Annotated in this window: 22 protein-coding genes and 1 pseudogene; 10 read left to right on the plus strand and 13 right to left on the minus strand. The window is 41.8% G+C overall.

Features of this window, described 5'->3' with window-relative positions:
• Window positions 1–35: 35 nt before the first annotated feature.
• From asnB to HNQ41_RS05730, 5 genes are all read right to left on the minus strand, one after another.
• Window positions 36–1886: an asparagine synthase (glutamine-hydrolyzing) gene (gene asnB, locus HNQ41_RS05710; RefSeq protein ID WP_184663454.1), complete on the minus strand. Its 1851-nt coding sequence runs from the start codon at window positions 1884–1886 to the stop codon at window positions 36–38.
• A 151-nt stretch (window positions 1887–2037) separates the two neighbouring features.
• Window positions 2038–2508: a low molecular weight protein-tyrosine-phosphatase gene (locus HNQ41_RS05715; protein ID WP_184663455.1), complete on the minus strand. Its 471-nt coding sequence runs from the start codon at window positions 2506–2508 to the stop codon at window positions 2038–2040.
• A 115-nt stretch (window positions 2509–2623) separates the two neighbouring features.
• Window positions 2624–2926 carry a hypothetical protein gene (locus tag HNQ41_RS05720; protein WP_184663456.1) on the minus strand — a complete coding sequence of 101 codons (303 nt, stop codon included), beginning with the start codon at window positions 2924–2926 and terminating at the stop codon, window positions 2624–2626.
• A gap of 130 nt (window positions 2927–3056) precedes the next feature.
• The gene (locus HNQ41_RS05725; RefSeq protein WP_184663457.1) at window positions 3057–4304 is read right to left on the minus strand and encodes a Y-family DNA polymerase; all 1248 of its coding nucleotides are present in this window, start codon (window positions 4302–4304) and stop codon (window positions 3057–3059) included.
• Between the two features lie 80 nt (window positions 4305–4384).
• Window positions 4385–5170, minus strand: coding sequence for an SDR family NAD(P)-dependent oxidoreductase (locus tag HNQ41_RS05730; protein WP_184663458.1), 786 nt, complete (start codon window positions 5168–5170; stop codon window positions 4385–4387).
• Window positions 5171–5383: 213 nt separating this feature from the next.
• Between HNQ41_RS05730 and HNQ41_RS05735 the strand changes: the two genes are divergently transcribed.
• The 6 genes from HNQ41_RS05735 (at window position 5384) to HNQ41_RS05760 (ending at window position 10964) form a co-directional block, all read left to right on the plus strand.
• Window positions 5384–6703, plus strand: coding sequence for a phytoene desaturase family protein (locus HNQ41_RS05735; protein WP_184663459.1), 1320 nt, complete (start codon window positions 5384–5386; stop codon window positions 6701–6703).
• A 122-nt stretch (window positions 6704–6825) separates the two neighbouring features.
• Window positions 6826–7641 (plus strand): ion transporter, encoded by an 816-nt coding sequence (locus HNQ41_RS05740; protein ID WP_184663460.1) that lies wholly within the window; start codon window positions 6826–6828, stop codon window positions 7639–7641.
• A gap of 131 nt (window positions 7642–7772) precedes the next feature.
• Window positions 7773–8732 (plus strand): arsenic resistance protein, encoded by a 960-nt coding sequence (locus HNQ41_RS05745; protein ID WP_184663461.1) that lies wholly within the window; start codon window positions 7773–7775, stop codon window positions 8730–8732.
• Window positions 8733–8767: 35 nt separating this feature from the next.
• Window positions 8768–9205 carry an OsmC family protein gene (locus HNQ41_RS05750; protein WP_184663462.1) on the plus strand — a complete coding sequence of 146 codons (438 nt, stop codon included), beginning with the start codon at window positions 8768–8770 and terminating at the stop codon, window positions 9203–9205.
• Between the two features lie 192 nt (window positions 9206–9397).
• The gene (locus tag HNQ41_RS05755; RefSeq protein ID WP_184663463.1) at window positions 9398–9706 is read left to right on the plus strand and encodes a MerR family transcriptional regulator; all 309 of its coding nucleotides are present in this window, start codon (window positions 9398–9400) and stop codon (window positions 9704–9706) included.
• 433 nt (window positions 9707–10139) lie between these two features.
• On the plus strand, window positions 10140–10964 hold the full coding sequence (locus tag HNQ41_RS05760) for a divergent polysaccharide deacetylase family protein (protein ID WP_246421498.1): 825 nt from the start codon (window positions 10140–10142) through the stop codon (window positions 10962–10964).
• Between the two features lie 365 nt (window positions 10965–11329).
• Here HNQ41_RS05760 and HNQ41_RS05765 read toward each other — a convergent pair whose 3' ends face one another.
• Complete coding sequence (locus tag HNQ41_RS05765; RefSeq protein WP_184663464.1) at window positions 11330–11587, minus strand: hypothetical protein; 258 nt, start codon at window positions 11585–11587, stop codon at window positions 11330–11332.
• 189 nt (window positions 11588–11776) lie between these two features.
• On the opposite strand from HNQ41_RS05765, the gene cbpB reads away from it, so the two are divergent.
• The 3 genes from cbpB to HNQ41_RS05780 all read left to right on the plus strand — a co-directional run bounded on the left by cbpB (window position 11777) and on the right by HNQ41_RS05780 (window position 14833).
• Window positions 11777–12238 (plus strand): cyclic-di-AMP-binding protein CbpB, encoded by a 462-nt coding sequence (cbpB, locus tag HNQ41_RS05770; protein ID WP_184663465.1) that lies wholly within the window; start codon window positions 11777–11779, stop codon window positions 12236–12238.
• Between the two features lie 227 nt (window positions 12239–12465).
• On the plus strand, window positions 12466–13482 hold the full coding sequence (gene namA / locus HNQ41_RS05775) for an NADPH dehydrogenase NamA (protein ID WP_184663466.1): 1017 nt from the start codon (window positions 12466–12468) through the stop codon (window positions 13480–13482).
• Window positions 13483–13597: 115 nt separating this feature from the next.
• Window positions 13598–14833, plus strand: coding sequence for a DUF4236 domain-containing protein (locus HNQ41_RS05780; protein ID WP_184663467.1), 1236 nt, complete (start codon window positions 13598–13600; stop codon window positions 14831–14833).
• A gap of 69 nt (window positions 14834–14902) precedes the next feature.
• Here the strand turns inward: HNQ41_RS05780 and HNQ41_RS05785 are convergent, their stop codons facing one another.
• The 7 genes and pseudogenes from HNQ41_RS05785 to HNQ41_RS05815 form a co-directional block, all read right to left on the minus strand.
• Window positions 14903–15340, minus strand: a complete 438-nt coding sequence (locus tag HNQ41_RS05785) for a YaaR family protein (protein WP_184663468.1) — start codon at window positions 15338–15340, stop codon at window positions 14903–14905.
• A 134-nt stretch (window positions 15341–15474) separates the two neighbouring features.
• Window positions 15475–16935, minus strand: coding sequence for a flagellin (locus HNQ41_RS16915; protein ID WP_425506967.1), 1461 nt, complete (start codon window positions 16933–16935; stop codon window positions 15475–15477).
• 374 nt (window positions 16936–17309) lie between these two features.
• Window positions 17310–17742, minus strand: a pseudogene (locus tag HNQ41_RS16920) (flagellin N-terminal helical domain-containing protein); the annotation flags it as partial.
• 17 nt (window positions 17743–17759) lie between these two features.
• Window positions 17760–18179 carry a flagellar export chaperone FliS gene (gene fliS / locus HNQ41_RS05800; protein ID WP_184663469.1) on the minus strand — a complete coding sequence of 140 codons (420 nt, stop codon included), beginning with the start codon at window positions 18177–18179 and terminating at the stop codon, window positions 17760–17762.
• A gap of 68 nt (window positions 18180–18247) precedes the next feature.
• A complete protein-coding gene (locus tag HNQ41_RS05805; protein WP_184663470.1) occupies window positions 18248–18547 on the minus strand; it encodes an EscU/YscU/HrcU family type III secretion system export apparatus switch protein in 300 nt (99 codons plus the stop codon).
• Entirely contained in the window at window positions 18544–20910 is a 2367-nt protein-coding gene (locus tag HNQ41_RS05810; protein WP_184663471.1) for a hypothetical protein, read from the minus strand. Before HNQ41_RS05810 ends, HNQ41_RS05805 begins: the two co-directional genes overlap by 4 nt.
• A 275-nt stretch (window positions 20911–21185) precedes the next feature.
• A complete protein-coding gene (locus tag HNQ41_RS05815; protein ID WP_184663472.1) occupies window positions 21186–22475 on the minus strand; it encodes a DNA polymerase IV in 1290 nt (429 codons plus the stop codon).
• Between the two features lie 171 nt (window positions 22476–22646).
• Here HNQ41_RS05815 and HNQ41_RS05820 point away from each other — a divergent pair, with 171 nt between their 5' ends.
• On the plus strand, window positions 22647–22850 hold the full coding sequence (locus HNQ41_RS05820; RefSeq protein ID WP_184663473.1) for a hypothetical protein: 204 nt from the start codon (window positions 22647–22649) through the stop codon (window positions 22848–22850).
• The last annotated feature ends 39 nt before the right edge of the window (window positions 22851–22889 follow it).

Consider the following 22889-nt stretch of genomic DNA (forward strand, 5'->3'; position numbering starts at 1 on the left):
CTTACGTTCTAGCCTTGCATATTGGAATGCATCATTTATGAACGAATGTCAATTTTGACATTGTAATGGTCGAGCCATGTATTTACTTGAATAAGATGAGCGATCAATTGAGCGTCAGTCATCAACTGACCAAAAAATGGCTTTTTAAATGCTTCCCCCTTCGTTTCACACAATTGTTTTAATTTCTTGTGATCAAAAATGTCATGTATCGGTGCGTTATGATCCTCAATGATTTTCTCTAAGCGCTGAACAACTGCATTCGCGTACTCTGGGTGATGTGTTTTTGGGTAAGGACTCTTCTTACGATACAACACATCCTCAGGTAAAAGTCCTTCCAATGCCTGTCGTAAAATTCCTTTTTCTCGCCCGCCTGCGTTTTTCATTTCCCAAGGGATGTTCCAAACGTATTCAACAAGCCTGTGATCCGCAAACGGAACGCGAACTTCTAAACTTGCCGCCATGCTCATACGATCTTTTCGATCTAAAAGTGTCGTCATAAACCAAATCATATTTACATAAAATAATTGTCTCCTACGTGCATCTTCATCGCTTTCCCCCGCTAACGTCGGGGCTTCTGCGATTGTTTCTAGATAACGACTGCTCACATAGTCTCGCAAATTTAGGCGTTCGCGCCATTCACCTCTTAACAACTGAGTTCGTTCATTAAGCGAGCGCATCCAAGGAAAGATCTCGTTGTCTTCTGCCTGTTGATGAAACCAAGGATAGCCACCGAAAATTTCATCGGCACACTCTCCAGATAACGCTACTGTCACATCCTGCTTCATTTGTTTGCAAAACCACAATAACGATGAATCAATGTCTGCCATTCCCGGCAAATCACGAGCATATACAGCTTCATCCAACACATTCGCAAGTTCGCTATTATCAATGAGACAGCGACGATGATTTGTATTTAACATTTTTGATACTTTTTCTGCGTAGGGAGCATCTGCATCTGGTTGAAAATGATTGGATGAAAAGAACGCATCATTCCCTGTGTAATCAATGGAATACGTCGGTAATTCTCCTCGGTTCTCTTTTGTAAATGTTCGCTTCGTAAAAGCAGCTAGCGCACTTGAATCAACGCCCCCTGACAAAAAGGATGCAACAGGAACATCGCTGATCAATTGCCTTGATACCGTATCCTCTAGCAAGTTCCGTAACGATGCTGCTGTTTCCGTTTCATTTTCGGTATGTTCCCTACTTGACACTTGCCAATAGCGCTGAACCTTCACCCCTTCTCGATTTAACCGCAACCAATGCGCTGGGCGTAATTCATCAATACCATCAAACACACCGTGTCCCGGCGTCCGCGAAGGAGATAGCGCAATCACTTCAAGCAACCCTTCTTCTTTTATGACTGGTTCAACTTCAGGGTGAGCAAGCAAAGCTTTTAACTCTGATGCAAATAAGATTCCACGATCCGTCTTTTTGTAAAACAATGGTTTAACACCAAGGCGATCTCGAGCGAGGAACAATTGCCGTTCTTTATGATCCCAAATAGCAAAGGCAAAAATCCCATTCATTTTCTCGACACAAGCCTCTTTCCATGCGATATATGCTGTCAAAACAACTTCAGTATCAGAATGAGAATGAAATGAGTATCCAAGTGACTTCAGTGCATCGCGAAGTTCATGCGTGTTGTATAACTCTCCATTGTAACAAATCGTATACGTCCCACTGTCATGCTCTTTCGTCATTGGTTGTGCCCCACCTGCCGGATCAACAACAACGAGTCGAGTGTGTCCGAAGCAAACGTCATTTTCGGCCATTACATTTAACGCATCTGGTCCACGACGATTCAATGTTTGCGCCATGCTTTTAACGGTTTTCTTTTCCTGCGTCATATCTCGCTCGTAATCAATCCAACCTGTAATGCCACACATGTTGACACCCTCTTTCTACCTAAGCATTTCTCTGAGACGCTTTGGTATAAACGTCTACGTGTCACCCTATTCAAAAAAGCTAAAAGTGTGCAGCATTTTACAATCAAAAAACCGATGATTGAGGTTAACTCTTCACCGGTTCTACTTATGATTATATTTGGTTTTGTTTGCGAATATCGGCAAGTAGTTGCTCGCACCCCTGTTCAATGAGCTCGTAAACATAGTCGAAATTACCCGTAAAGTATGGGTCTGGTACATCTTCTTCATTGGCATCATTAACATAATCCAACAGACGTGCCACTTCCCCTGATTTCCCATACCCTTTCAACCGGTGGAGAACCCCCATATTCTCTGCGTCCATTGCAATCACATAGTCGTATGCTTCAAGGTCCTGCTTTTCGACTTGACGGGCGATGAGGTCAGCTTCATCAATTCCTTTCTCACGAAGAATATCTAACGTTCCTTCATGAGGAGGTTTCCCTACGTGCCAGTTCCCTGTCCCCGCTGAATCAACGGCTATTTTCTCTTCCAGTCCTGCTTGTTTTACTTTTTCACGAAAAATCGCTTCCGCCATTGGAGAGCGACAAATATTCCCTAAACAAACGAATAATACTTGGATCAAAATTTTCCGCTCCTTTTTAAATCATTATCATTTCTATTATATATGACACTTATAAAACATCAAGCATCAGAAAGGAGCCATGCCCAAAAAAAAGCTTCTTGAAAATCAAGAAGCTTTAGTGAACGGGTACGAGGAAGAGGTCTTCATACCGATTCCGAATATCTGTTTTCACATCTTCTAATGTAGCAAACTGTTCACCGACACAATAGCTTTCAACATTAACGAGTGATGCGTTCCCTTCTTGACTACCTTGAAAGATCTGCACAATCTCCTTTACTTCGTCACACTCGATTTCACGAAGTGTTCTCCCATCGCACTGACAGTCTCCTGTTTCAAACTTTTCATAAACGATAAAAACGCCCTCTTTTGTTTCATCAGCAAATAGCTCACGCGACTCGATCAAATCTTGGACTACCACTGTGGAATCCCTTCCCTCTTTACGTTATTTATTGTTTACACCTATACTATACACCTAGCCTATTTTTATTTGGTGACAAAAAAGTGAACTTTTTTTGACTCTTTGGTAAACATTTCTGAAACTTCAAACATCATGCTCGGTGTCCGCCAACTAGCAAATTTCTCTTTCGGGAAGTCCCTGCTTCAGTAAAGGAAACTGCGCGAAGGATCGCGTTTGCCCCATGCTTTTTACGAATCTCATCCATCGTATAACCGAGTGCTCTTTTTTGCGGTTTCTCCTTATCAAACAAGTCCAACTGAACAACGTCATCTGATTGTAAATGTCCTAAGTTAATCGTCACTTGTCGAACGGTGCTACCGTCATAATGATCTGAAAACAGTTTCAAGCATGCTTTATAAATCTCCATTGTCACATTTGTCGCTTCTGCTAACGTCACCTGACGTGAAAAGCCACGTGAATAAGCTGTTTTACTATAACCGACTGACAAATGCACCGTTTGTCCGCCTTTATTTTGAGCGCGCGCTCTCGCCGCTACCTCTTCGCACATTTCGAGGATAACGCTTTTTACTTCGGCAGGATCATTATAATCACGTAATAAAATCTGTCCTTTTCCTACACTCGTATTCGCCTGCATGACTGTTCCACCGACTTTAGAAGCATCACGCCCATTGGCATGGTGATAGAGCTGTTCACCGATGACTCCAAATACTTTTTTTAAACGAGCAACATCGTAATTTGCCAATTGCCCAACGCGAACAATCCCCATTCGATTCAAACGTTGTTCAAGACGCGGTCCTATCCCCCACATTTTTTGCAGCGGTTTAACAGGCCATAGCTTTTCAGGAACATCATCATACGTCCAACGTGCAATACCCGTTTTTTTAGCTTCTAAATCCAAACTCAGTTTTGCAAGCAGCATATTCGGTCCGATACCAATATTACATATCAATCCAAACTGTCGATACATATCGCGACGAATGCGTTCTGCTAATGACTCGGAATCTCCCCAAAGTTTGTATGTCCCTGTTGAATCAAGAAAACTTTCGTCGACACTATACGTCCGAATCGCTTCCATTGGAACGTACTGGTAAAATAAATCGGTCACTTGGACCGAAATATTTAAATAGTTCGCCATTTCAGCGTCGACAAGCGTAATTCGTGAATCGTCTGGGATCTCAAACACTCGACTCCCTGTACGAATACCAAAGGTTTGTTTCATTGCAGGTGTTGCCGCTAAAACGACACTACCGTCACGATTTTGGTCTCCGACAACAGCCACGAAGTCCTTAAGTGGATCTAACCCTAAACCGATGGCCGAACAACTAGCATAAAAACTTTTCATATCAACACAAAGAACTTCACAACCCCTTCGGTCCATATCATCACTCCTTAAACAAGAACATTTGTTCTCATTATTATACGAAAAAATGATGGAAATGAACAGTGGGATTTTATTCCTTATTTTTTCCGTAATTGATCTCCGAATAAAGTGTCGACTAAACTAGGGAAAAGTTGATAACCTTTCGCTGCTATCCCCATCCAACGCGGCAAATCTAACTCTCGGCGCGGTCGTTCAATTAAGTCCACCGTTTTTCTTGCTACGATATCTGCGTTAAGCATGATGCGATCGACTTGTTCCTTATAGGAACCACTTTCATCTGCTCGCTCAAAAAAGTTCGTTCGGACCGGCCCTGGGTTTACCGTGCTTACTTTCACTCCTGTATGCGCTAACTCTAGGCGTAAACTATCTGCAATCGCTCGAACAGCGTGTTTGGATGCTGAATACGCACTCGCTTTTGGTGTTGATACTTTACTCGCTAACGAAGCAACGAAAATCACCTGTCCACACCTTTTATGAAGCATGCTTGGTAATACAGCCTTCGTGCAAGCAATCAGACCGAAAACATTAACATCAAATAAGTTTCGCACCTCTGATAATTCCGTTTCAACAAATGGCGCAAAACGGCCATATCCTGCATTGTTTATTAAAACATCAATGTTCCCAATCTCTTCAAAAGTTGTCTGAACAGCTTGCTCATCAGAAACATCTAGCCGGTATACAAACGGGCGAATGTTCGTTGCACTTTCGATCATATCTGCTTCTTGTTCTAAAACATCAAGCGACCTCGCAAGTAGAATTGGGATTCCACCACGTCTAGCAACATCATAGGCGATTTCCTTCCCTATACCACTTGATGCCCCAGTAATTGCAACACGTTTACCTGATACTGTACGTTGGTCCATCATAGGCCTCCTCATTATTATGTATACCGTCGTTATTATAGCGTTTTACCCACAACTATGTCGAACAACGTTTACAAACACCTCACACCCTTTCCATTTATTAACTTTTGATATATAATAGTTTACAAAGTTTAAATAGTCTGAATAGAACAAATGATATTTTTTTACTTTGTGTTGCAAACGCTTTCTAACGGTACAGAGGAGGTCACATTAATGAAAACAAACAGACAACACACAGATGTCGCAATTATCGGGGGTGGGCTAGCTGGACTAACAGCCGGTGCTTATCTTGCAGCCCATGGAAAATCGGTCACACTCATAGAAAGAGGCCAGCTCGGCGGACGAGCAATGTCCATGACGATGAAAGGGTTTAACTTTAACTTTGGTGCACACGCCATTTATGGACGCGACAAATCCTATCTTGCTGATTTAGAGAAAGTACTGAACCTTTCCATTTCTTGGGCAGATTTTTCACAAACAAAAGCAAAGTACGACCTTGGCAATGACATGACTGATATCCCTGCTAGCATCGGTGGGCTCATGCAAACGAAACTTCTCAAAGGGATGGACAAAGTTCGTTTTGCTTACCACGTTGCCAATACGATGTTTGGTTTTGAAAAAGGAGACCCTAATGTGTCCATTGCAAAATGGTTGGAACAAAAAAACGTCAGCCCTGGCGTACGCAAAATGATGCTCAACCTCGCTTCTTCCAACTTTTTTACTGGCGAACCAGAAAAAATACCGTCAGACGTATTCTTCCAATATTACCGCCGCCTTTTTAAAACAAATGTTCCTGTCAGCTATATTCAAGGTGGTTGGCAAACACTTATCGATGAATTCGTTAGAAAAATAGAAGAAAATGGCGGTGACATTCATACAAAGGTAAAGGCAAAACAAATTGAAATGAGCGATAAGCAGATCAAAAAAATCTATACAAATAAAGGAGAAATCACAGCAGATCAATTTGTTTTCGCAGTCCCACCGAATGAATTAATGAAACTGTTTTCCGATACTGACGTAGAAACATTGATTGAACCTTATAGCAAAGTTGAACCTACCTACGTCATGTTTTATGATTTAGGTTTAGATAAACGGATTGAATCCCCGTACACGTACATATTTGATAAAGAAAAACAAATGTTTATCACTGATATTTCGTATTACGATCAACAGTCTGCACCAGATGGTGGGCAGTTATTACAAGCCGTTGCTTATTTAACTGAACAAGAAGCTGGAGATTCAGAAGCCTTTGAACAAAAAAAGCGTGACGTTGAATCTTTCTATGATAAACATTTTCCGGGTTGGCGTGATCATCTCGTCATACCAAGAGTTTCTAAAAAAGCGACCGTACAAGCGCTGAAATGGACGATGGAGCAACGAGGGCTCCCTACCCACTTCGCTGAGCTGACAAACGGTTATTTTGTCGGTGATTGGTGTCAAGGAACAGGACAGCTATCTGAACTGTCATTTTCGAGTGCGACAAACGTCGCTGAAACGATTCTAAGATCCCATGCTACACGGCGTGGGGCGTAAAAAATTTATATCTAATAAAAGGTGATAGACCCTCTATCACCTTTTATTTTTTATTTCGAATCTCGTAGACATCTAGTAGAATGATAGAGGATAAACAATCGTAGAGACGGAGGAGAAACAGGATGTCCGCAGAAACACCCCCTACTTGGAAGCGTCATTTACAAACAATTGTTGACCACCGCGCATTTCAAACGACAATCATTACACTAATCTTAATCAACGCCGTCATCGTTGGTCTCGAGACATACCCTGACCTGTATGGCGAATACAAACCGTGGTTCTTCTTTTCTGATCAGCTCTTACTATGGATTTTCACCCTAGAAATCGCCATGCGATTCTTTGCAGCCAAATCTGTTCGCTCGTTTTTCCAAAACGGTTGGAATTGGTTTGACTTTCTTATCGTCGGTAGTAGCCACTTACTTGCGGGAGCACACTTTGTCACCGTCTTACGAATTTTGCGTGTACTTCGTGTTCTAAGAGCGATATCAGTCATCCCTTCACTAAGACGACTCGTCGATGCACTATTGATGACGATCCCTGCAATGGGAAACATTATGTTGCTCATGTTTATCATTTTTTATATTTTCGCTGTGATGGGAACAATGCTTTACCAGCAGATAGCACCAGAATATTTCGGATCGCTCGGGTTATCGATGCTCACCCTCTTCCAAGTAGTAACACTAGAATCGTGGGCAGAAGAAGTCATGCGCCCTCTTTTACATGTTCCATGGTCATGGCTCTATTTCGTTTCCTTTATCCTAGTCGGCACGTTCATCGTCTTTAACCTTTTCATCGGCGTCATCGTTAATAATGTTGAAAAAACACAAGAAGATGAAGATGAAGAAGATGAGACGAAAAAAGAAGTCCAAGCATTACGACACGAAATCCAATCTTTAAAGACGTTGATTGAACAACAAAACAACAACCATAAAGAGTGAATGATTTCGTCCCCACTGGAGAACATATCAGTGGGGACATTTTTATACACGAATTGATTTTTCAACGCTTGACTTTTTATACTATACCCCCCTATAGTATATATAGAGCGATGACAAAAGGGGGTGCATTCGTGAAACTGCTCTATTATTTTCCGCACAGACATTTAATGTTGAGCGTACCTTTCGCGCTTTTCATCGGCCTTGTTATAGGTTTGTTTTTTGATATGAGTTTTCTCGCCCCAACGATTTTAGTCGGTACGATCGTGATGATCTATCCGACAATGATTGGGTTTCCAATTAAACAAGCTTTCAATTTAACAGACCGAAAATTAATCTTTTCAGCAATTGGATTTAATTTTATTGTGATTCCACTTATCGCTTGGGGAATAGGTTTAAGTATCCTCGGTAGCGAACCACTTATGTTTGCAGGTTTAGCTATTGCAGCACTCCTACCGACGAGCGGAATGACCATTTCGTGGACGGCGATGTCAAACGGAAACGTATCATCAGCGATTAAATTAACCGTTTTTGGACTCCTCATCGGAGCCATTCTCGCGCCGTTTTATTTACTCGCAATGGTTGGTCAGTACGTCCACGTCGAATTGTTTGGAATCATTAGAACCGTTGCTACTGTCGTCCTCATTCCAATGATCTTAGGGGGCATTACGTTCAGAATCATGAAACGCTCCTACACAGAGGACGTGATTCGAAAACAAGTGAAACCAAAATGGCAACCACTGAGTATGTGGGGGATGGTTTATATCGTATTTGCTTCAACAAGCATGCGCGCCGACATTCTCATCAACCACCTCGAACAACTCGGTTTGGCCGTCATCGCGCTCATCATCTTTTATGCTTTGATCTTTACGATTAGCACCCTTATCGGACGCCATTGGTTTGCCTTAGAAAACGCGTATGCCTTCGTTTACGGAACGGCATTACGTAACTTATCAATTGCAATGGGTATTGCTGTAACAACTTTTGGAACAGAAGCAGCTTTACTCATCACACTCGCCTTTCTCGTTCAACAACAAATGGTTGTCTTCTATTCACGAGGGGCTAAAAATTATCACTGGTTAGGTTCAAACTAAAAAATAAACATGAAACATTAAAGGAGAGATAACAAATGCAAAAAATGAAAATGGCTGTTAAAGCAACAAATGAAGGTATGAAGGTAAACGCAAAAGCAGGAAAACATTCACTAATAATTGACGAAGGGTCACAAATGGGTGGGACAGATCAAGGGCCAAACCCTATGCAAACGTTGCTTTCAGCACTAGCTGCTTGTGAGAACGTGACTGCTCACGCTGTAGCTAGAGAAATCAATTTTGACTTACAAGGTTTGTCGTTTGACGTGCGTGGGGAATTTGATCCTCGTGGATTTATGGGCGATGAAAGTGTCCGCACGTACTTTGAAACCGTCGATGTAAAAGTTAAAGTAGAAACTTCAGAATCTGAAGAACGCATTCGTGAGCTACAAGAACTCGTTGAAAAACGTTGTCCTGTATATGGAACATTTAAAGCAGCAAATGTTACAATGAATGACGAATGGACAAAAGCTTAACAAATCTATCCACATAAGAACCCGAACCACGACTTTTTCTAAGTGTTCATGTTCATTTGAACACCTTAGTCGTTGGTTCGGGTTCTTTTTATGTTAGTTTTTCTTACATAAACGTTCGATTTACTGAAAAATCATGATATAGTGTCTCTATCACACAAAAGGGATGACTTCTTAGCGGGAGGGATCATAAAATTGTCACGATCATACAAAGACAAAAAAGTGATCACAATCGGGGTCATTAGTGAATTAACAGGACTATCCGAACGGCAGATTCGCTATTATGAAGAAAGAAAACTCATTTTTCCTGAACGTAGTAATGGAGGAACAAGAAAGTATTCTTTTGATGACGTCGAACGCCTTATGGAAATTGCGAATAAGATGGAAGAAGGAATGCAAACCTTTGAAATTCGTAAACAAGAAAAACAAAAAATGAAAAAAGAACAGTTGCGTGACGAAATGATCCGTGGACAGCTAAACGCAGCATTCAAAATGCGCAAGTAATCCGAAAAGTGAAAGCGACTCGATTACGAGCGATGAGCACTAGAAGGACTTTGAATGAAGCCGCTTTTTGGCTTCAGAAAAGGCCTGAAGTGATCTCGAGCTCGTAGGCGCTTAAACTAGACAAATAGAAAAGCTGAAGTGCCTCAAACGCGAGCGACAAGCACTGCCTCTTCCTCTGCTAGCCTTGCTTTGTAGTGTATCCGTCGAGGCAAATCGAAGCTTAATCGCCGTAGTAAACGCTCTTTGGAGTAGCACGGGAGTTAAGCCGCTTTTTGGCTTTCATAACGACCTGAAGCGAGCGAGACAATGTCTCTTCGATCATAAACGCCTGAAATAAGTATTAACAATTTTTAACTTTCAAGAGAAATCATACAACCTTTTTCCTTTTTCGGGGTACATTATGAAAGAACCTTACGAAGAAAGGAAGAGGGGTATGTACGATATCAGTTGCAAAAAAGGCATTTTGTTCATATTAATATGTATGATCTCCTTTAATTCATTTTTCACCTCTACTGTTTTAGCAAACGATCATGATGAAGATGAAGGAAAAGCGGCGATTATTATTGATGATTTTGGAGGGAATGTCGGAGGCGTAGACTTGTTTTTTGACTCTGATGTTCCCGTCACCTTTGCAATCATGCCTTTCCTAGACCAATCAACAGAACAGGCAGAGAAAGCGCATGAGCTTGGTCATGAAGTCATCATTCACCTTTCACTTGAACCTAAAAGTGGCAAAGCCTCCTGGCTTGGTCCACTGCCGATCACATCAAACTTATCAGACGAAGAAATTCGTGAGCGTGTAGAACAAGCTATTGAGGACGTCCCTCACGCGAAAGGGTTAAACAACCACATGGGTTCAAAAATCGTTGAAGACGAACGTGTGATGGGGATCATCCTTGACGTTGCGAAAGATTATAACTTGTACATTATCGATAGCGCAACGAGTGGTAAATCGGTTATTCCTAGGCTGGCCGAAGAAAAAGGCTTGACATGGGGAACACGCGACACATTTCTTGATGACAGCACCTCATCTAGAGACTATGTTTATAAACAGATGCGTAAATTGTGTGAGAGAGCTAAATCACAGGGAAGAGCTATTGGAATTGGTCACGTTGGAATAAAAGGAAATGATACGTACAACGGGATCCATGATGCACTTGAACACTTTCAAGAAAACAACGTAGACATTGTCCCTGCTTCCCATTTAATTGATTCGCCTATCGAAAAAAATCCAGATTCCTTTTGGCAACAAGGATAAGACACACCAACCAAAAATGAGGAGGAAACCGTTCACAAACTTCGTGGAACATGAGATACCTCCTCCTCTTTCAATGAGGTTGCTTGGTGTCTTCTTTGCCGCGGACTTCTGTTCCGTTATTTCAGTCCAATACGTCATTTTTAGGAGTCGGACGGACATTTTTTCCATTAATCCTCTCTTTTCCATGCAATAAAGGGCGATTTTTTTCAAATAACGGAACTCATGTCCACGAAAAACACAAAATCACCCTTTTTCAAGTGAATAACGGAATCAATGTCCGCTGAAAACGAAACAGTGAATGTCAACACATTCACCCAACGTGGAGTCGCCATCTTTCACTTCACCGAGGTGAAAAGATCTTTCAATTAGCTTTGACGAGCTTTCTTTTCATCACAAAAATCAATGACCTCAGCAGGCGATTTATTGATATAAATATCTTCACAACGATAACCTTGTAAACGACGCTTTTCATACGTGCGCCGACAAACTGGTCGCGGGCGAGACCAAGCTAGTGAAGATAAATCATTCCAAGATCCATGTGTAATAATTTCTTGTTTATAATAGTATACTGAACCTGAAGGGTACCGCTCACAAATGTAACGAACTGTTTGTTTACTATGCATCCATCTCACTCCTATTCTTTTAGATCATAAAATCCACCTTTATGTAAGCGTTTACACCTGGAACATTGACATTCGTTTGTAAAACACCTACGATAATAAAGGTAACTTTTTTTAAATCCTTGTTTACAAAATGGTGATTCGTGGTAAACCTTTAAAGGTAAAAAAAACGAAAAGAAAGTGTGCATGCTTATGCAAAATGTAACTGAACCTAATGTTTTACAAAAATCAATTGAATCTTTTATGATTCCAATGGAAAAGGTTGCTCACGTACAACCTGACAATGCGTTAGAACACGCACTCCTTGTCCTCGTTAAATCCGGTTACACGTCGATTCCTGTTCTCGATACATCCTCTAAACTCCAAGGATTAATAAGCAAATCTGAAATTCTCGATGCTACACTAGGTATTGAGCGTATTGATCCCGAACAATTAGCTGATAAAAAAGTTAAAGATGTTATGACAACAAACATCGCATCGATGAATATTAAACAACCTTTAGAACGAGCACTGTCTTTATCGATTCAAAATCCATTTATTTGTGTTGAAGACGATGAGCACTCGTTTCTTGGAATCATCACACGAAGTAAACTACTCGCATTTATAAGTGGTTATTTACACGAAAACAAAAATAACCAACGCGATGAGTCTTAAAAAGAAAGAACTACAGGGAAAGGACGAATTAAAAAAGAACTTTCTTTACGGTCCTTTCCTTTCTTCAAACTTTTTATTCATGCATTTGTAATTATTCACCTTTACACGCTCCTCTTCTTTCTATTTTGACCACTACTACTCAGTTCCATCCACCCTTTCTGACAACAACCTACGATGTGTGATAAGGTAAACATGATATGACCACATCAATGTAGGGGGAATAAACAGTGACTGAAGGACTTTTCACAGCTTGGACACAAAAAGACGTAACACTAAAAAACCGAATCGTCATGTCTCCGATGTGCATGTATTCAGTTGAAAACGAAGATGGTCACGTTACCGACTGGCATATGACGCACTATACAAGCAGAGCTGTCGGTCAAGTTGGCTTGATTATGATTGAAGCAACGGCAGTAACAGAACAAGGGCGAATTTCGACCAATGATTTAGGGATTTATCAAGACGAACATGTTGAAGGGCTCCAACAACTGAGCTCATCTATGCAAAAACAGGGCGCAAAAACAGCAATTCAATTGGCTCATGCTGGTCGAAAAGCGGTTGTTGACGGTGACATCATCGCTCCATCGGCTATTCCTTTTTACGATGATTCAAAAGTACCAAAGGAAATGACAAAAGCGGAAATTGAAGAGACGATCGAAGCGTTTAAACAAGGGGCACGCCGAGCGAAAGAAGCAGGATTTGATATCATCGAAATCCACGCAGCGCATGGTTATTTGCTCAGTCAATTTTTATCTCCACTAGCAAACCATCGAAATGATGAGTACGGTGGATCCGCGGAGAATCGTTACCGAATCGTTAAAGAAACGATTCAAGCTGTGCATTCAGTTTGGGATGGTCCTTTGTTCGTTCGTGTTTCTGCTGATGAATATCACCCTGAAGGAAACGAACTCAGCGATGTCGTCCAGTTCGCTACTTGGATGAAGCAAGATGGTGTTGATTTAATTGATTGTAGCAGCGGCGGTGTCGTCCGCACTCCTATCGATGTTTATCCTGGTTACCAATTGCGTCACGCGGAAACTATTAAACGAGAAGCAGATATTTCTACTGGAGCTGTTGGTCTGATTACATCAGGGCTTCAAGCAGAAGAAATCATTAAAAACGAGCGCGCTGACCTCGTCTTTCTCGGTCGCGAGCTTCTCCGCAACCCTTATTGGCCTCGTGCTGCAGCTGAAGAGCTCGGTGTCGATTTACAACCACCGAAACAATATGAGCGAGGTTGGTAACAACAAATCATCTAACAGCTAGGCAAGGTAAGGATATTTTTTACATACCCCCCGCTTGTCTAGCTTCAATTTTTCCACCTTTAAAACAATCATCATTCATGGAAGGAGGAAAACGATGAGTTTTCGGTTTCAAAAACGCGTTCGCGTTGCCCCCGGCGTTCGTTTGAATTTTAGCAAACGCGGTGTCAGTACTTCTTTTGGACGGCGTGGAGCCAGCGTTTCTGTTGGACGAAGAGGGGTTTATGGAAACGTCGGTGTACCTGGTAGCGGTCTATCTTACCGAACGAAATTAAATGCTCCATCTCGTTCAAAAAAACACTCTTCAAAAACTCATAAACCTAAAGCAGGAGAAGGTAACATTCAGGTCGATTGGGATGACGAGAAGAATGATATTACCTTTGAAACAGAAACAGGTAAAAAATTAACTGAAGCTGAAGAAAAAGCAGTACGGAAACATTATAAAGAGGAAATGAACGCGATCTATGCTGAGAAAGCGAAAGAAATTAATCGCGCTAGCGACATACTACGGCGCCTCCATCATGAACCGTTTTTAGATGAAGACATCGAGGAAATCGCTACAGATTCATTAACAATCGATGTCGAACAACCTGACCTCAACGACATTCACGAAGAAGTTGAAGCAAACGAGCGTGCTAAACTAAACTTCTTCGGACGCTTAAAACTTCTTCTACCAAACGAACGAAAAAGTTTCTCGCAGCAAGTAAATGAAAAAGCAAATGATTTTTTTCAAAAGAAACAAGCTGAATATGAGAAGGAACAAACAATCATAAACGAGGAAAAGAAAAAACGACAAACGCTTGCACAAGCGGTGAAGCACGGAAATGTAGAGGCGATGGAAGAATGGCTTGAAATGTGGTTACCAGAACTTGATTTCCCACTTGAAACAGACGTTGATTTTTCGATCATAGATGAGCAATCGATCTACGCTGATATCGATTTACCAAACCCAGACGCCATGCCTACAAAAAAAGCACGCCTTTTAAAATCTGGAAAACTGAAAGTTGAGAATAAAACGCAAAGGGACAGGCGTGACGATTACGCAAAACTCGTTAGCGGCACAGCCTTTTACCTCGCTTCATTTTTCTTTTCGCGTCTACCGACTGTTCAAGAAGCGATTGTTTCTGGATACCGCCAAAAAATTGAGCCTTCAACTGGGCACGAAAAAGACGAATACATTTACAGTTTAATTATCGACCGTCATACTTTCCGTTCTTTAAACCTTGAGTACGTAGACCCAATTGAAGCTTTCTCTCATTTTCAACCTCGTATGAACGCGACAAAAACGTATATTTTCAAAGAAATTGAGCCTTATGACACCCCAGAACCATAAACGGTCAAGAAACGAAGGAGGCATGCCCCTAGTACATAACCTCCCTTGTTTCTTGACCGCATTCCGTTGTTATGCATAAACATTGACGAGCAACCCGCGAATTTCACCGACTTTATCGAGAATATCCAAACTCTTTTTTTGTTGATTCAATACCGCATCTGTTAGGTCGACAAGCTTACTGTCGACTTCGCGAACAATTTTATACACTTTCGTTTTTCCGCGCCGATTAAAACCACGCTTTTCTTCTAAGTTGAGCCCGAGTTTGACGGCGTCATCCATAAACTCCTTAACCATTTCTTTATATTTGCGAAGATCTTCTACCGTTCGCGATTCCGACAACACTTTTCCTTGATCATCAATCTTACCAAGGAGCTGTTGCAATCGTTCGTACGTTTTATTATCTCGACCTTCACGCATAATCTCTTGGAAAGTCACTTTTGGGTCTGTCCCTGTTTGTTTTTGACTCGTTTTATGCAAACTTGTACGTCCTACTTTTTGAACGTCCATACTTCTCACCTTCTCTGAAAAATTCGCTACCTTCATTGTATCACGATTGCTTTCGTTTTGCTTTTCGTGGCTGCATGCTTTAATTGTACGTAGTTAAAAGAAGGCCGCTTGAGCAGCCTTCTGACATTGTACAATTATTGTAGTAACTCAAGAACACCTTGTGGCAATTGGTTTGCTTGTGCAAGCATCGCGGTTCCCGACTGATTTAAAATATTGTTACGGGTGAATTCAGTCATTTCTTCGGCCATATCCGTGTCACGAATACGGGATTCAGCAGCCGTTAAATTTTCACTCGTTACTTGTAAATTATTGACGGTATGCTCCATACGATTTTGCATCGCACCTAACGTTGCACGAGCATCTGATACTTGCGTAATCGCACCATCAAGGATACTGATCCCATCATTCGCTGATCGTTGGCTCGTCACGTCTAGCTCATCAAGACCGAGTTCCTCAACGTCCATTTTTGGAATATCAACGAGAACGTCTTGACCAGCGTTCGGCCCGATTTGGAAAGCGAGGGCGTTGTTTTCGATAGAGAAATCAACGTCTTCTGGGTCATTCGCAACACTTCCGTCAAACGTGAATTCAACACCGTTATACTCAAAACGTCCGTTTTCTGTACGCATCTCACGTTCACCAATGATCGTTTCACCATCAGGTTGCATGCGGACAGTAGCCGATCCGTCTCCCGAAATGAGATTTTCATTGATTTCCAGGCCACCAATGATAAATTCACCATCGAGTTCTTGATCAGTAACCTCTTCAGTTGAACCATCTGGACGCTCAACTTCAATTGTTGCTGTATTATTATTAGAGTCATAATTACTCACATTAATGCGATATTCGCCAAGTTGATGTTCTTCTTCTCTATGACCGAACGTTACCGCATCATCAGCTATATTAGCTCCAGACACGGAACTTCCTTCTGTAATATCTCCATCGATGTCTATGACTACTTTTCCACCCTCTGTTCCAGAATTCTCATTAGTTAAAGTATCAGCTTCTATTACCAATCCAGCAACTTCGATATCCTCCCCTGGATCCTCACTAGTCACTGTATGAGTATCGCCATCTGGATCTGTTACAGTAATAGTTTCAGCCCATGTTTGGAAGAAAGTTTCTTCAACATCAATTGTATATTCTCCTAAACTTGTTTCATCTGTAGAATCTGCTAGACGAATGTTACCACCATCAGCTATAATCTCGTCTTCATCCTCTACTGTATCCCAGTTTGTTTGAACAGACCTACTCATATCTACAGTAAAGTCGCCATCACCCTCTATAGCATCACCCGGAATCGTTAAACCAGCGGCTGTAATGTCACTTGTAAGATCTTGGTTAGGTAATGTCTCAGTTTTCCCATTTGGATCTTCAACAGTGATCGTTGCTGTTTGTTCATCGGAGTTAAAGTCACCGACTGTAACCGTATACTCACCTGCAACATGCTCTTCAACACGTTGAGCAAAGGTCAATTCAGCACCTTCACTAATACCAGCGCCTTCACCAACCACTTCACATTCTACACTTGGGTTTTCAATGGTTAGTTCTTGGTTTGCTTCATCCATGACCGCAGCACTTACATCTGCTTCCATCTCCACTGTCGCTGTTCCATTGCCCTCGATTTCTCCAGATGGAATCGTTAATCCGCCAACGTTAATATCATCTGTCACGTCACGATGATTAACCGTTTCTGTCTCTCCGTTTGGATTTGTCACCTCAACGGTTGCAGTATCTTTTTCACTATCAAAATCACGCACTTCAATTTCATATTTGCCTAACGGAGGCTTGTTACTCTCATCCTCAAAAGAAATGTCGCTTCCATCTTCCAACCCCGCGCCTGATTCAGTTACTGTGCTTACAATTTCAGCATCGTCAATCCCTAATCGGTAATCACCTGACTCAACACGGATATCATCAACACTTGGGTCTTCTGCTAATGGGGTATCCGCAAGCTCACCTTCAACATTTGTCGATACAGCGCTTGAACCATCTAAAAGGGACCGGGTATTAAATTCCGTTTTTTCAGAGACACTATCAATCTCATCTTTTAACTGATCAATTTCTTTTTGAATTTGCTCTGTATCTTCCTCAGTATTCGTATCATTGGCAGCTTGCACCGTCAATTCACGCATACGTTGCAACATCGAATGAACTTCTTCCATCGCTCCTTCTGATGTTTGGATCAGTGAAATACCATCCATCGCATTTCGTTCTGCTTGCTCAAGACCGCGAATTTGAGAGCGCATTTTTTCTGAGATCGCCAGTCCTGCCGCATCGTCAGCTGCACGGTTAATGCGTAATCCCGATGAAAGCTTCTCTAAATTACTCGATGTTGCTTGTTGATTTTGATATAAATTACGATAAGCATTTAGCGCTTGGATATTATTGTTAATTTGCATACTTGTCTCTCCTTCTTCTATTCATACATCGTATTTTGTTCATAAACGTTCATTTGCTGTTTACGCATCGCTGGTTGCTTATCAGCCTTCATCTTTACCGCTTGTTGCCATGCTCGCATAATCGGTATTATGGTATCAAGGGCGTTTTGGATATGTAACTTTTTCTTCGTGAAATTCGCTCGTACGATCTCATCAGCGATATAGTTGTAGAGGGCATCGAGTTGCTCTGAAATGATCCCTGCTTCATAATTCAAACCCGAGCCAAGACGTTCAACGATGTCACTCGCTTTTTGTAATTTTTCATTCGCTGCTAACATATCACGTTCTTCAATCGCTTGTATAGCTTCTTCTAAACGATCGACACACGCTTCATATAAAAGAGTTGTAATTTCTTGCGATGATTTTTGGTAGATTGCTTCCTTCGACATGATCGACATTGTTCTTCCCCCCTCAAAACCACTTGAGCACTTTTCTATCTATTTTATCGGTCCTTTTGACATAAGTTTTAATAGTTTCTCTCCATCTCTTCAATTAACAATAAAATTTCTGCCATCACTGAATACAATTGCGGAGGAATATTGTCACCCAAGTCCATATCAAGCAAGTTTTGCAAAAGCATTGGGTCTTCTTCCATATGAATATCATTTTCCTTTGCAAGCTCGATAATTTGGTTCGCGATTTGCCCTTTCCCGTGGGCAACAACTTTCGGCCCTTCCCCAGACTCTTCGTCGTACCGAACGACAGCAGCTGTCGGACCATTCTTCACCTGTCGCTTAGGGTGGTTAAAGTGTCTTGAAATGATCATACTTTATAATCAAATCCTTTCTCTGTAAACATCGCTTTACTAGAATTTGGATTCAATTGTTCCGAATCCTCCTCTGTTTGTTGATCCGCACTTTCAACGTTAGGGTTCATCTCGGCAAAATGGATCCCACTGACTTGATACCCTACATCTTTGAGACGCTCGACCGCTTTATCTGCAATCGGTTCAATTTTATCTTGGAAATCGGGTTGGTCATTTTTAAGCGTCACACTTAAATTTCGATCACTTACAGCCAAGTTAATACCGACCTCTCCAAGCTTTTTCGTCTCAATTAAAAAGTACAAATTACAGTTTTCCCAGTCTACCTTCTCACCTTCATTTCGTGAGTTTACGTAAACTTGCAAGTTTTCCGCTTCGTCTTTTAGAAGTAGTGGTAATTGAAACATCATAGATTGCAAGTTTTGTTGTGAATCATTCCGACTAACTAAATGCTGCCCATTCAAGTTGTTTAACGCCTGGTTGGCTTGCTGTTGCATGCGCGCCCCGTCTTCTTCACCACGAGCGAGATGCATTAACAATGATTTCATATTGCGTTGATTAGCTTCTTGGGCAGCTTGATCACGGCCGTTAGCAAGAGCTTGAGCAATTTCAGCATCTCGGTTAAAGCCACTACTTCGGAACGCATCAAACACTTGACGAGCGGAACCTTCATTTTGCGTGAAAGCTCGAGAGGTTTCTTGAAATTGTTGACTCATTTGTTGCGCTGGCGGACGCGGTTCAGCAAACATCTGTTCACGCTGAACGTAGTGCTTCACCTTCGCTTCTGCGGGTTGAAATTGCAAACGGTCAACGGTCTGTTTTACTTCTTGAACGATTTGATTCGCCTGCGCGACACGCCCTTGATTTAGTAGCTTTTTCGCTTCAGCAAGTCGACCACTTGCTTGCATCAGTTGTTTTTCCGTTTTCATATCTGTGAACATCATCCAGTCACTCTTTAAAATCGCCTGATCTAAGCGCTGGATCGTCTTCTCAAGCATCGGTTTCACCTGTTGCGTTGATTGTTGTTTAAACGTCTGCATTAGGTGCGACATGCGATCGAGTTGACGGCTCGTCTCACGCTGAAACACTTTAAATTCATCTGTCACTTGCGCTAACTTTTCTGTCACTGTCGTAACGAGATAATCTTTAGAAGTTAGCGACTGACTTTGCATGATTTCATTGATCACATAACCTTGGACATCGGACGAAACGGAAGCTGTTTGTGGTTGGGTAGCTGTCGCTTGCACAAGTTGAGATAGTTGTTCATTGATCGTTTGACGAGAAGAAAGTTCCCTCCCCTGATCAAACAGTTGTTGTGCTTTTTCAATCACTTGTTGCAATGCTTCTCGTGACGAATCAGTTAAACGATCACTGGCAATCGTTTGCTTTACTTGGTCGAGCGCTTGTTGCCAATTTCCTTCACGTTGAAGCGCCTGCTCAAGTCTCACCAGTTCTTGGGAGTCAGCACTAACTGAAACAGAAGTTTCGTTAACATTACTAGAAAAGGCCTGTGCCATCTGTTGCATGAGCTGATCTAATCGAGACGCAGCATCAGTAGAACGCCCATCAGAAGCAAGACGGGTGATATCGTTTAAAGCTTGCTCCAAGCGTGCTGGCACCTCTTGTCCTCCGTTTTGTTGAGATAAAGCACCGCGAAGGTCTTGAACAACACGCTGAACATCTGCTCCATTTTGAACTTGTTGCTGTAACTGACGAACAACAGCATCCATCGTTTGCGTATGGGAGGAGGCCCCTGTGTTCGCCTGTACAGAAGATGCGCCTCCTCCCGCTTGTTGAGCGAGTTGTTGTAACGCTTCAGGATAAGAACGCCCATTCACCGTTTCATGGACCGCTCGAATCTGCGCGGAAGTTGGTTCGATTCGCTGTTCGGCCATTGTACGAATCGTGGCCATTTGCTCATTTCGGTTCGCGTTTGAATTCGATAAATATTGCCTCATCGCATCAACGGTTTCTCGAGTTAAAGGCACCCCGCGATCAAGAAACCGCTGTGCTGCTTCACGCAAGTTTCGATCGGGATTTTTTTCTCCTAGATTACTAAGAACGCGATCAATTGACTGTCGACCTTGTCCCCCTTTTGAAGGTTGTCGCCCTTCTGTTGATTCACTGATCGTCCTTACTTGAACCCGTTCTTCACTTTTTCCTTCCACCTGAACGTTGACACGGTCTTGCTTTGGAACGCCATCTTTAAATTCGGCTTTCACTTCTTGTCCTCGTATTTGTAAAACGGCTTGATTATCCGATGTTCGTTGTTTCACTTTTGCTTGGTGTACTTCCCCCTCACGAATAGGGGCAGATGTTTGGTTTCCACCGTTTCTCGCTTGTACTTGTTGTCCTTGTACTTCCATGTTGGACACCTTCTCTACATTATTCTCTACTATGTTTATCGGCAAAAAGAATGAAAATCTTTATGCGATTTTTCCGTCACACAAAAAAATTCGATGTTTAGCGTTTCATTCCTAATACATCGAATAAATTTCATAATAAATGATGTAAAGAACATTTCCCAACATTGATTGTGATTATCACTGCAGGCGGATGCTTTCCCAAGGGCTTGTCTTCGGCTAAATTCAGCTCCACAAAAAATAGAGAAATCGCTCGCATACTTGCTCGAACGATTTCTCTAATCCTCATTATCTTGTTTTTCATTTAAAAAACCTTCTCGTAAAAAATCTTTCTCTAAGCTCGTCCCCCGCTTTTCTTCATCTCTTAACAAATCACTCGAGTCTTCGGACATTTGAGCACCTTTCAACAATGCACCTTCTCCAAACTTGTTACGGATATGATCCACAGTGTTCGATAATTTTTCACGCTTAAGCGTATCTGCATATTGAAAAAGATCTAGTTGCTGATGAGCATGTCCTTTTTCTACAATGTCTTGCGCAGTCACACCAAGTAACCGAATCGGTTTTTCATCCCAATACTGTTGAAATAACGCCCATACCTCTTCATAAATATCTTGTGATGAAGAAATCGGATGGTCTAACTTGCGACTACGTGTAATTGTTTTCCGATCTTTATAACGAATCGTTAATTGAATATTTCCACCGTACACTTCTTTACGTCGCATACGACGACTTACAGAGTCCGATAAATTCATCAACACTTTACGCACAACTGCTTCATTTTTCGTATCACGGGGAAGGGTCGTCGAGTTTCCGATACTTTTAAATTCACTGATCGCATCAGGATCAACTTGGCGATGGTCTTCACCATAAGCCCGTTCATGCATTCGAACCCCTGCCACACCAAATGATGACTTTAATTGTATTGGATCAGATTTTGCTAACTCACCAATCGTTGTAATCCCTTGACGCTTTAACTTTTCAGCCGTTTTTTCACCAACACCATGCATTTCAATCACGTCCAGCGGCCAAAGGACATCCGGTACACTTCGCTTACGTAAAACGGTAATACCCAGCGGCTTTTTCATATCACTAGCCATCTTCGCTAAAAACTTATTAGGAGCCACCCCAATGCTTGAAGGTAGTGCTAACTCTTTTAAAAGACGATCCTGAATGTGCTTAGCAATCTCGAGTGGTGGTCGGTCATCAACTGGGTGAGTAACATCCATATATCCTTCATCAATCGACACAGGTTCTACAAGTGGCGTATATTCATATAACAGTTGAAACATGTTCTCTGATGCTTGGCGATACTTAGGAAAGTCTGGTTTTCGTACTACAAGATCTGGACAACTTTTTTTCGCTTCCCATAACGGCATCGGTGGATTGACTCCTTGAGCTCGCGCCTCGTAACTTGCTGTTACAACAATTCCACGACGTTCTTCAATACTTCCAGCAATCGCTAAAGGCTTACCTCGTAGACTCGGATCATGAGCCGCTTCAACTGATGCATAAAAACTGTTCATATCAACATGGAAAATAATCCGTCCTTTTCTTTGCCTGTCCATATCCGATCGCTCCTTCTAACACCTATCATCTCGCGCTGATATCAAAAAATCAAGCAATACGAAAAAGGAGACTCTTATTAAAAGTCTCCATAATGATCAACTTATACATCCATTTGTCATTAACATATGTTACCATTAGAGTAACAATAATGATGGAAGGTGGAAGTGCCGATGAGCGTTCATTTTTTAGAAACTGATAAAAATCACTACGATCACGTATTGTACTTAATCATTGCCACCTTAGAATATTATGCTAGCCAAGATGTTATCTCACCGACAATATCGGACCTCTCCGCAGCAATTGGTGTTTCTGAAGAGTCCATATTGGAATCCTTAGAATTTGGTACAATTAATCAACGTGTGCCCACACAATAATAATCGTTTGTACTTATTTTTTCTATCTTGATGTTTGAA

Origin of the sequence: Texcoconibacillus texcoconensis (genome assembly GCF_014202575.1) — a bacterium.
Lineage (GTDB): Bacteria > Bacillota > Bacilli > Bacillales > Salisediminibacteriaceae > Texcoconibacillus > Texcoconibacillus texcoconensis.

What these genes read in the sequence shown, in the direction of transcription:
- HNQ41_RS05780 (WP_184663467.1), top strand. Translation starts at nt 13,598, where the DNA reads ATGAGTTTTCGGTTTCAAAAACGCGTTCGCGTTGCCCCCGGCGTTCGT.
- HNQ41_RS05785 (WP_184663468.1), bottom strand. Translation starts at nt 15,340, where the DNA reads ATGGACGTTCAAAAAGTAGGACGTACAAGTTTGCATAAAACGAGTCAA.
- HNQ41_RS05740 (WP_184663460.1), top strand. Translation starts at nt 6,826, where the DNA reads ATGTCCGCAGAAACACCCCCTACTTGGAAGCGTCATTTACAAACAATT.
- HNQ41_RS05760 (WP_246421498.1), top strand. Translation starts at nt 10,140, where the DNA reads ATGTACGATATCAGTTGCAAAAAAGGCATTTTGTTCATATTAATATGT.
- HNQ41_RS05810 (WP_184663471.1), bottom strand. Translation starts at nt 20,910, where the DNA reads ATGGAAGTACAAGGACAACAAGTACAAGCGAGAAACGGTGGAAACCAA.
- HNQ41_RS05735 (WP_184663459.1), top strand. Translation starts at nt 5,384, where the DNA reads ATGAAAACAAACAGACAACACACAGATGTCGCAATTATCGGGGGTGGG.
- HNQ41_RS05730 (WP_184663458.1), bottom strand. Translation starts at nt 5,170, where the DNA reads ATGGACCAACGTACAGTATCAGGTAAACGTGTTGCAATTACTGGGGCA.
- HNQ41_RS05765 (WP_184663464.1), bottom strand. Translation starts at nt 11,587, where the DNA reads ATGCATAGTAAACAAACAGTTCGTTACATTTGTGAGCGGTACCCTTCA.
- HNQ41_RS05820 (WP_184663473.1), top strand. Translation starts at nt 22,647, where the DNA reads ATGAGCGTTCATTTTTTAGAAACTGATAAAAATCACTACGATCACGTA.
- HNQ41_RS05815 (WP_184663472.1), bottom strand. Translation starts at nt 22,475, where the DNA reads ATGGACAGGCAAAGAAAAGGACGGATTATTTTCCATGTTGATATGAAC.
- cbpB (WP_184663465.1), top strand. Translation starts at nt 11,777, where the DNA reads ATGCAAAATGTAACTGAACCTAATGTTTTACAAAAATCAATTGAATCT.
- asnB (WP_184663454.1), bottom strand. Translation starts at nt 1,886, where the DNA reads ATGTGTGGCATTACAGGTTGGATTGATTACGAGCGAGATATGACGCAG.
- HNQ41_RS16915 (WP_425506967.1), bottom strand. Translation starts at nt 16,935, where the DNA reads ATGGAAGCAGATGTAAGTGCTGCGGTCATGGATGAAGCAAACCAAGAA.
- HNQ41_RS05725 (WP_184663457.1), bottom strand. Translation starts at nt 4,304, where the DNA reads ATGGACCGAAGGGGTTGTGAAGTTCTTTGTGTTGATATGAAAAGTTTT.
- HNQ41_RS05750 (WP_184663462.1), top strand. Translation starts at nt 8,768, where the DNA reads ATGCAAAAAATGAAAATGGCTGTTAAAGCAACAAATGAAGGTATGAAG.
- fliS (WP_184663469.1), bottom strand. Translation starts at nt 18,179, where the DNA reads ATGTCGATCATGTCGAAGGAAGCAATCTACCAAAAATCATCGCAAGAA.
- HNQ41_RS05805 (WP_184663470.1), bottom strand. Translation starts at nt 18,547, where the DNA reads ATGATCATTTCAAGACACTTTAACCACCCTAAGCGACAGGTGAAGAAT.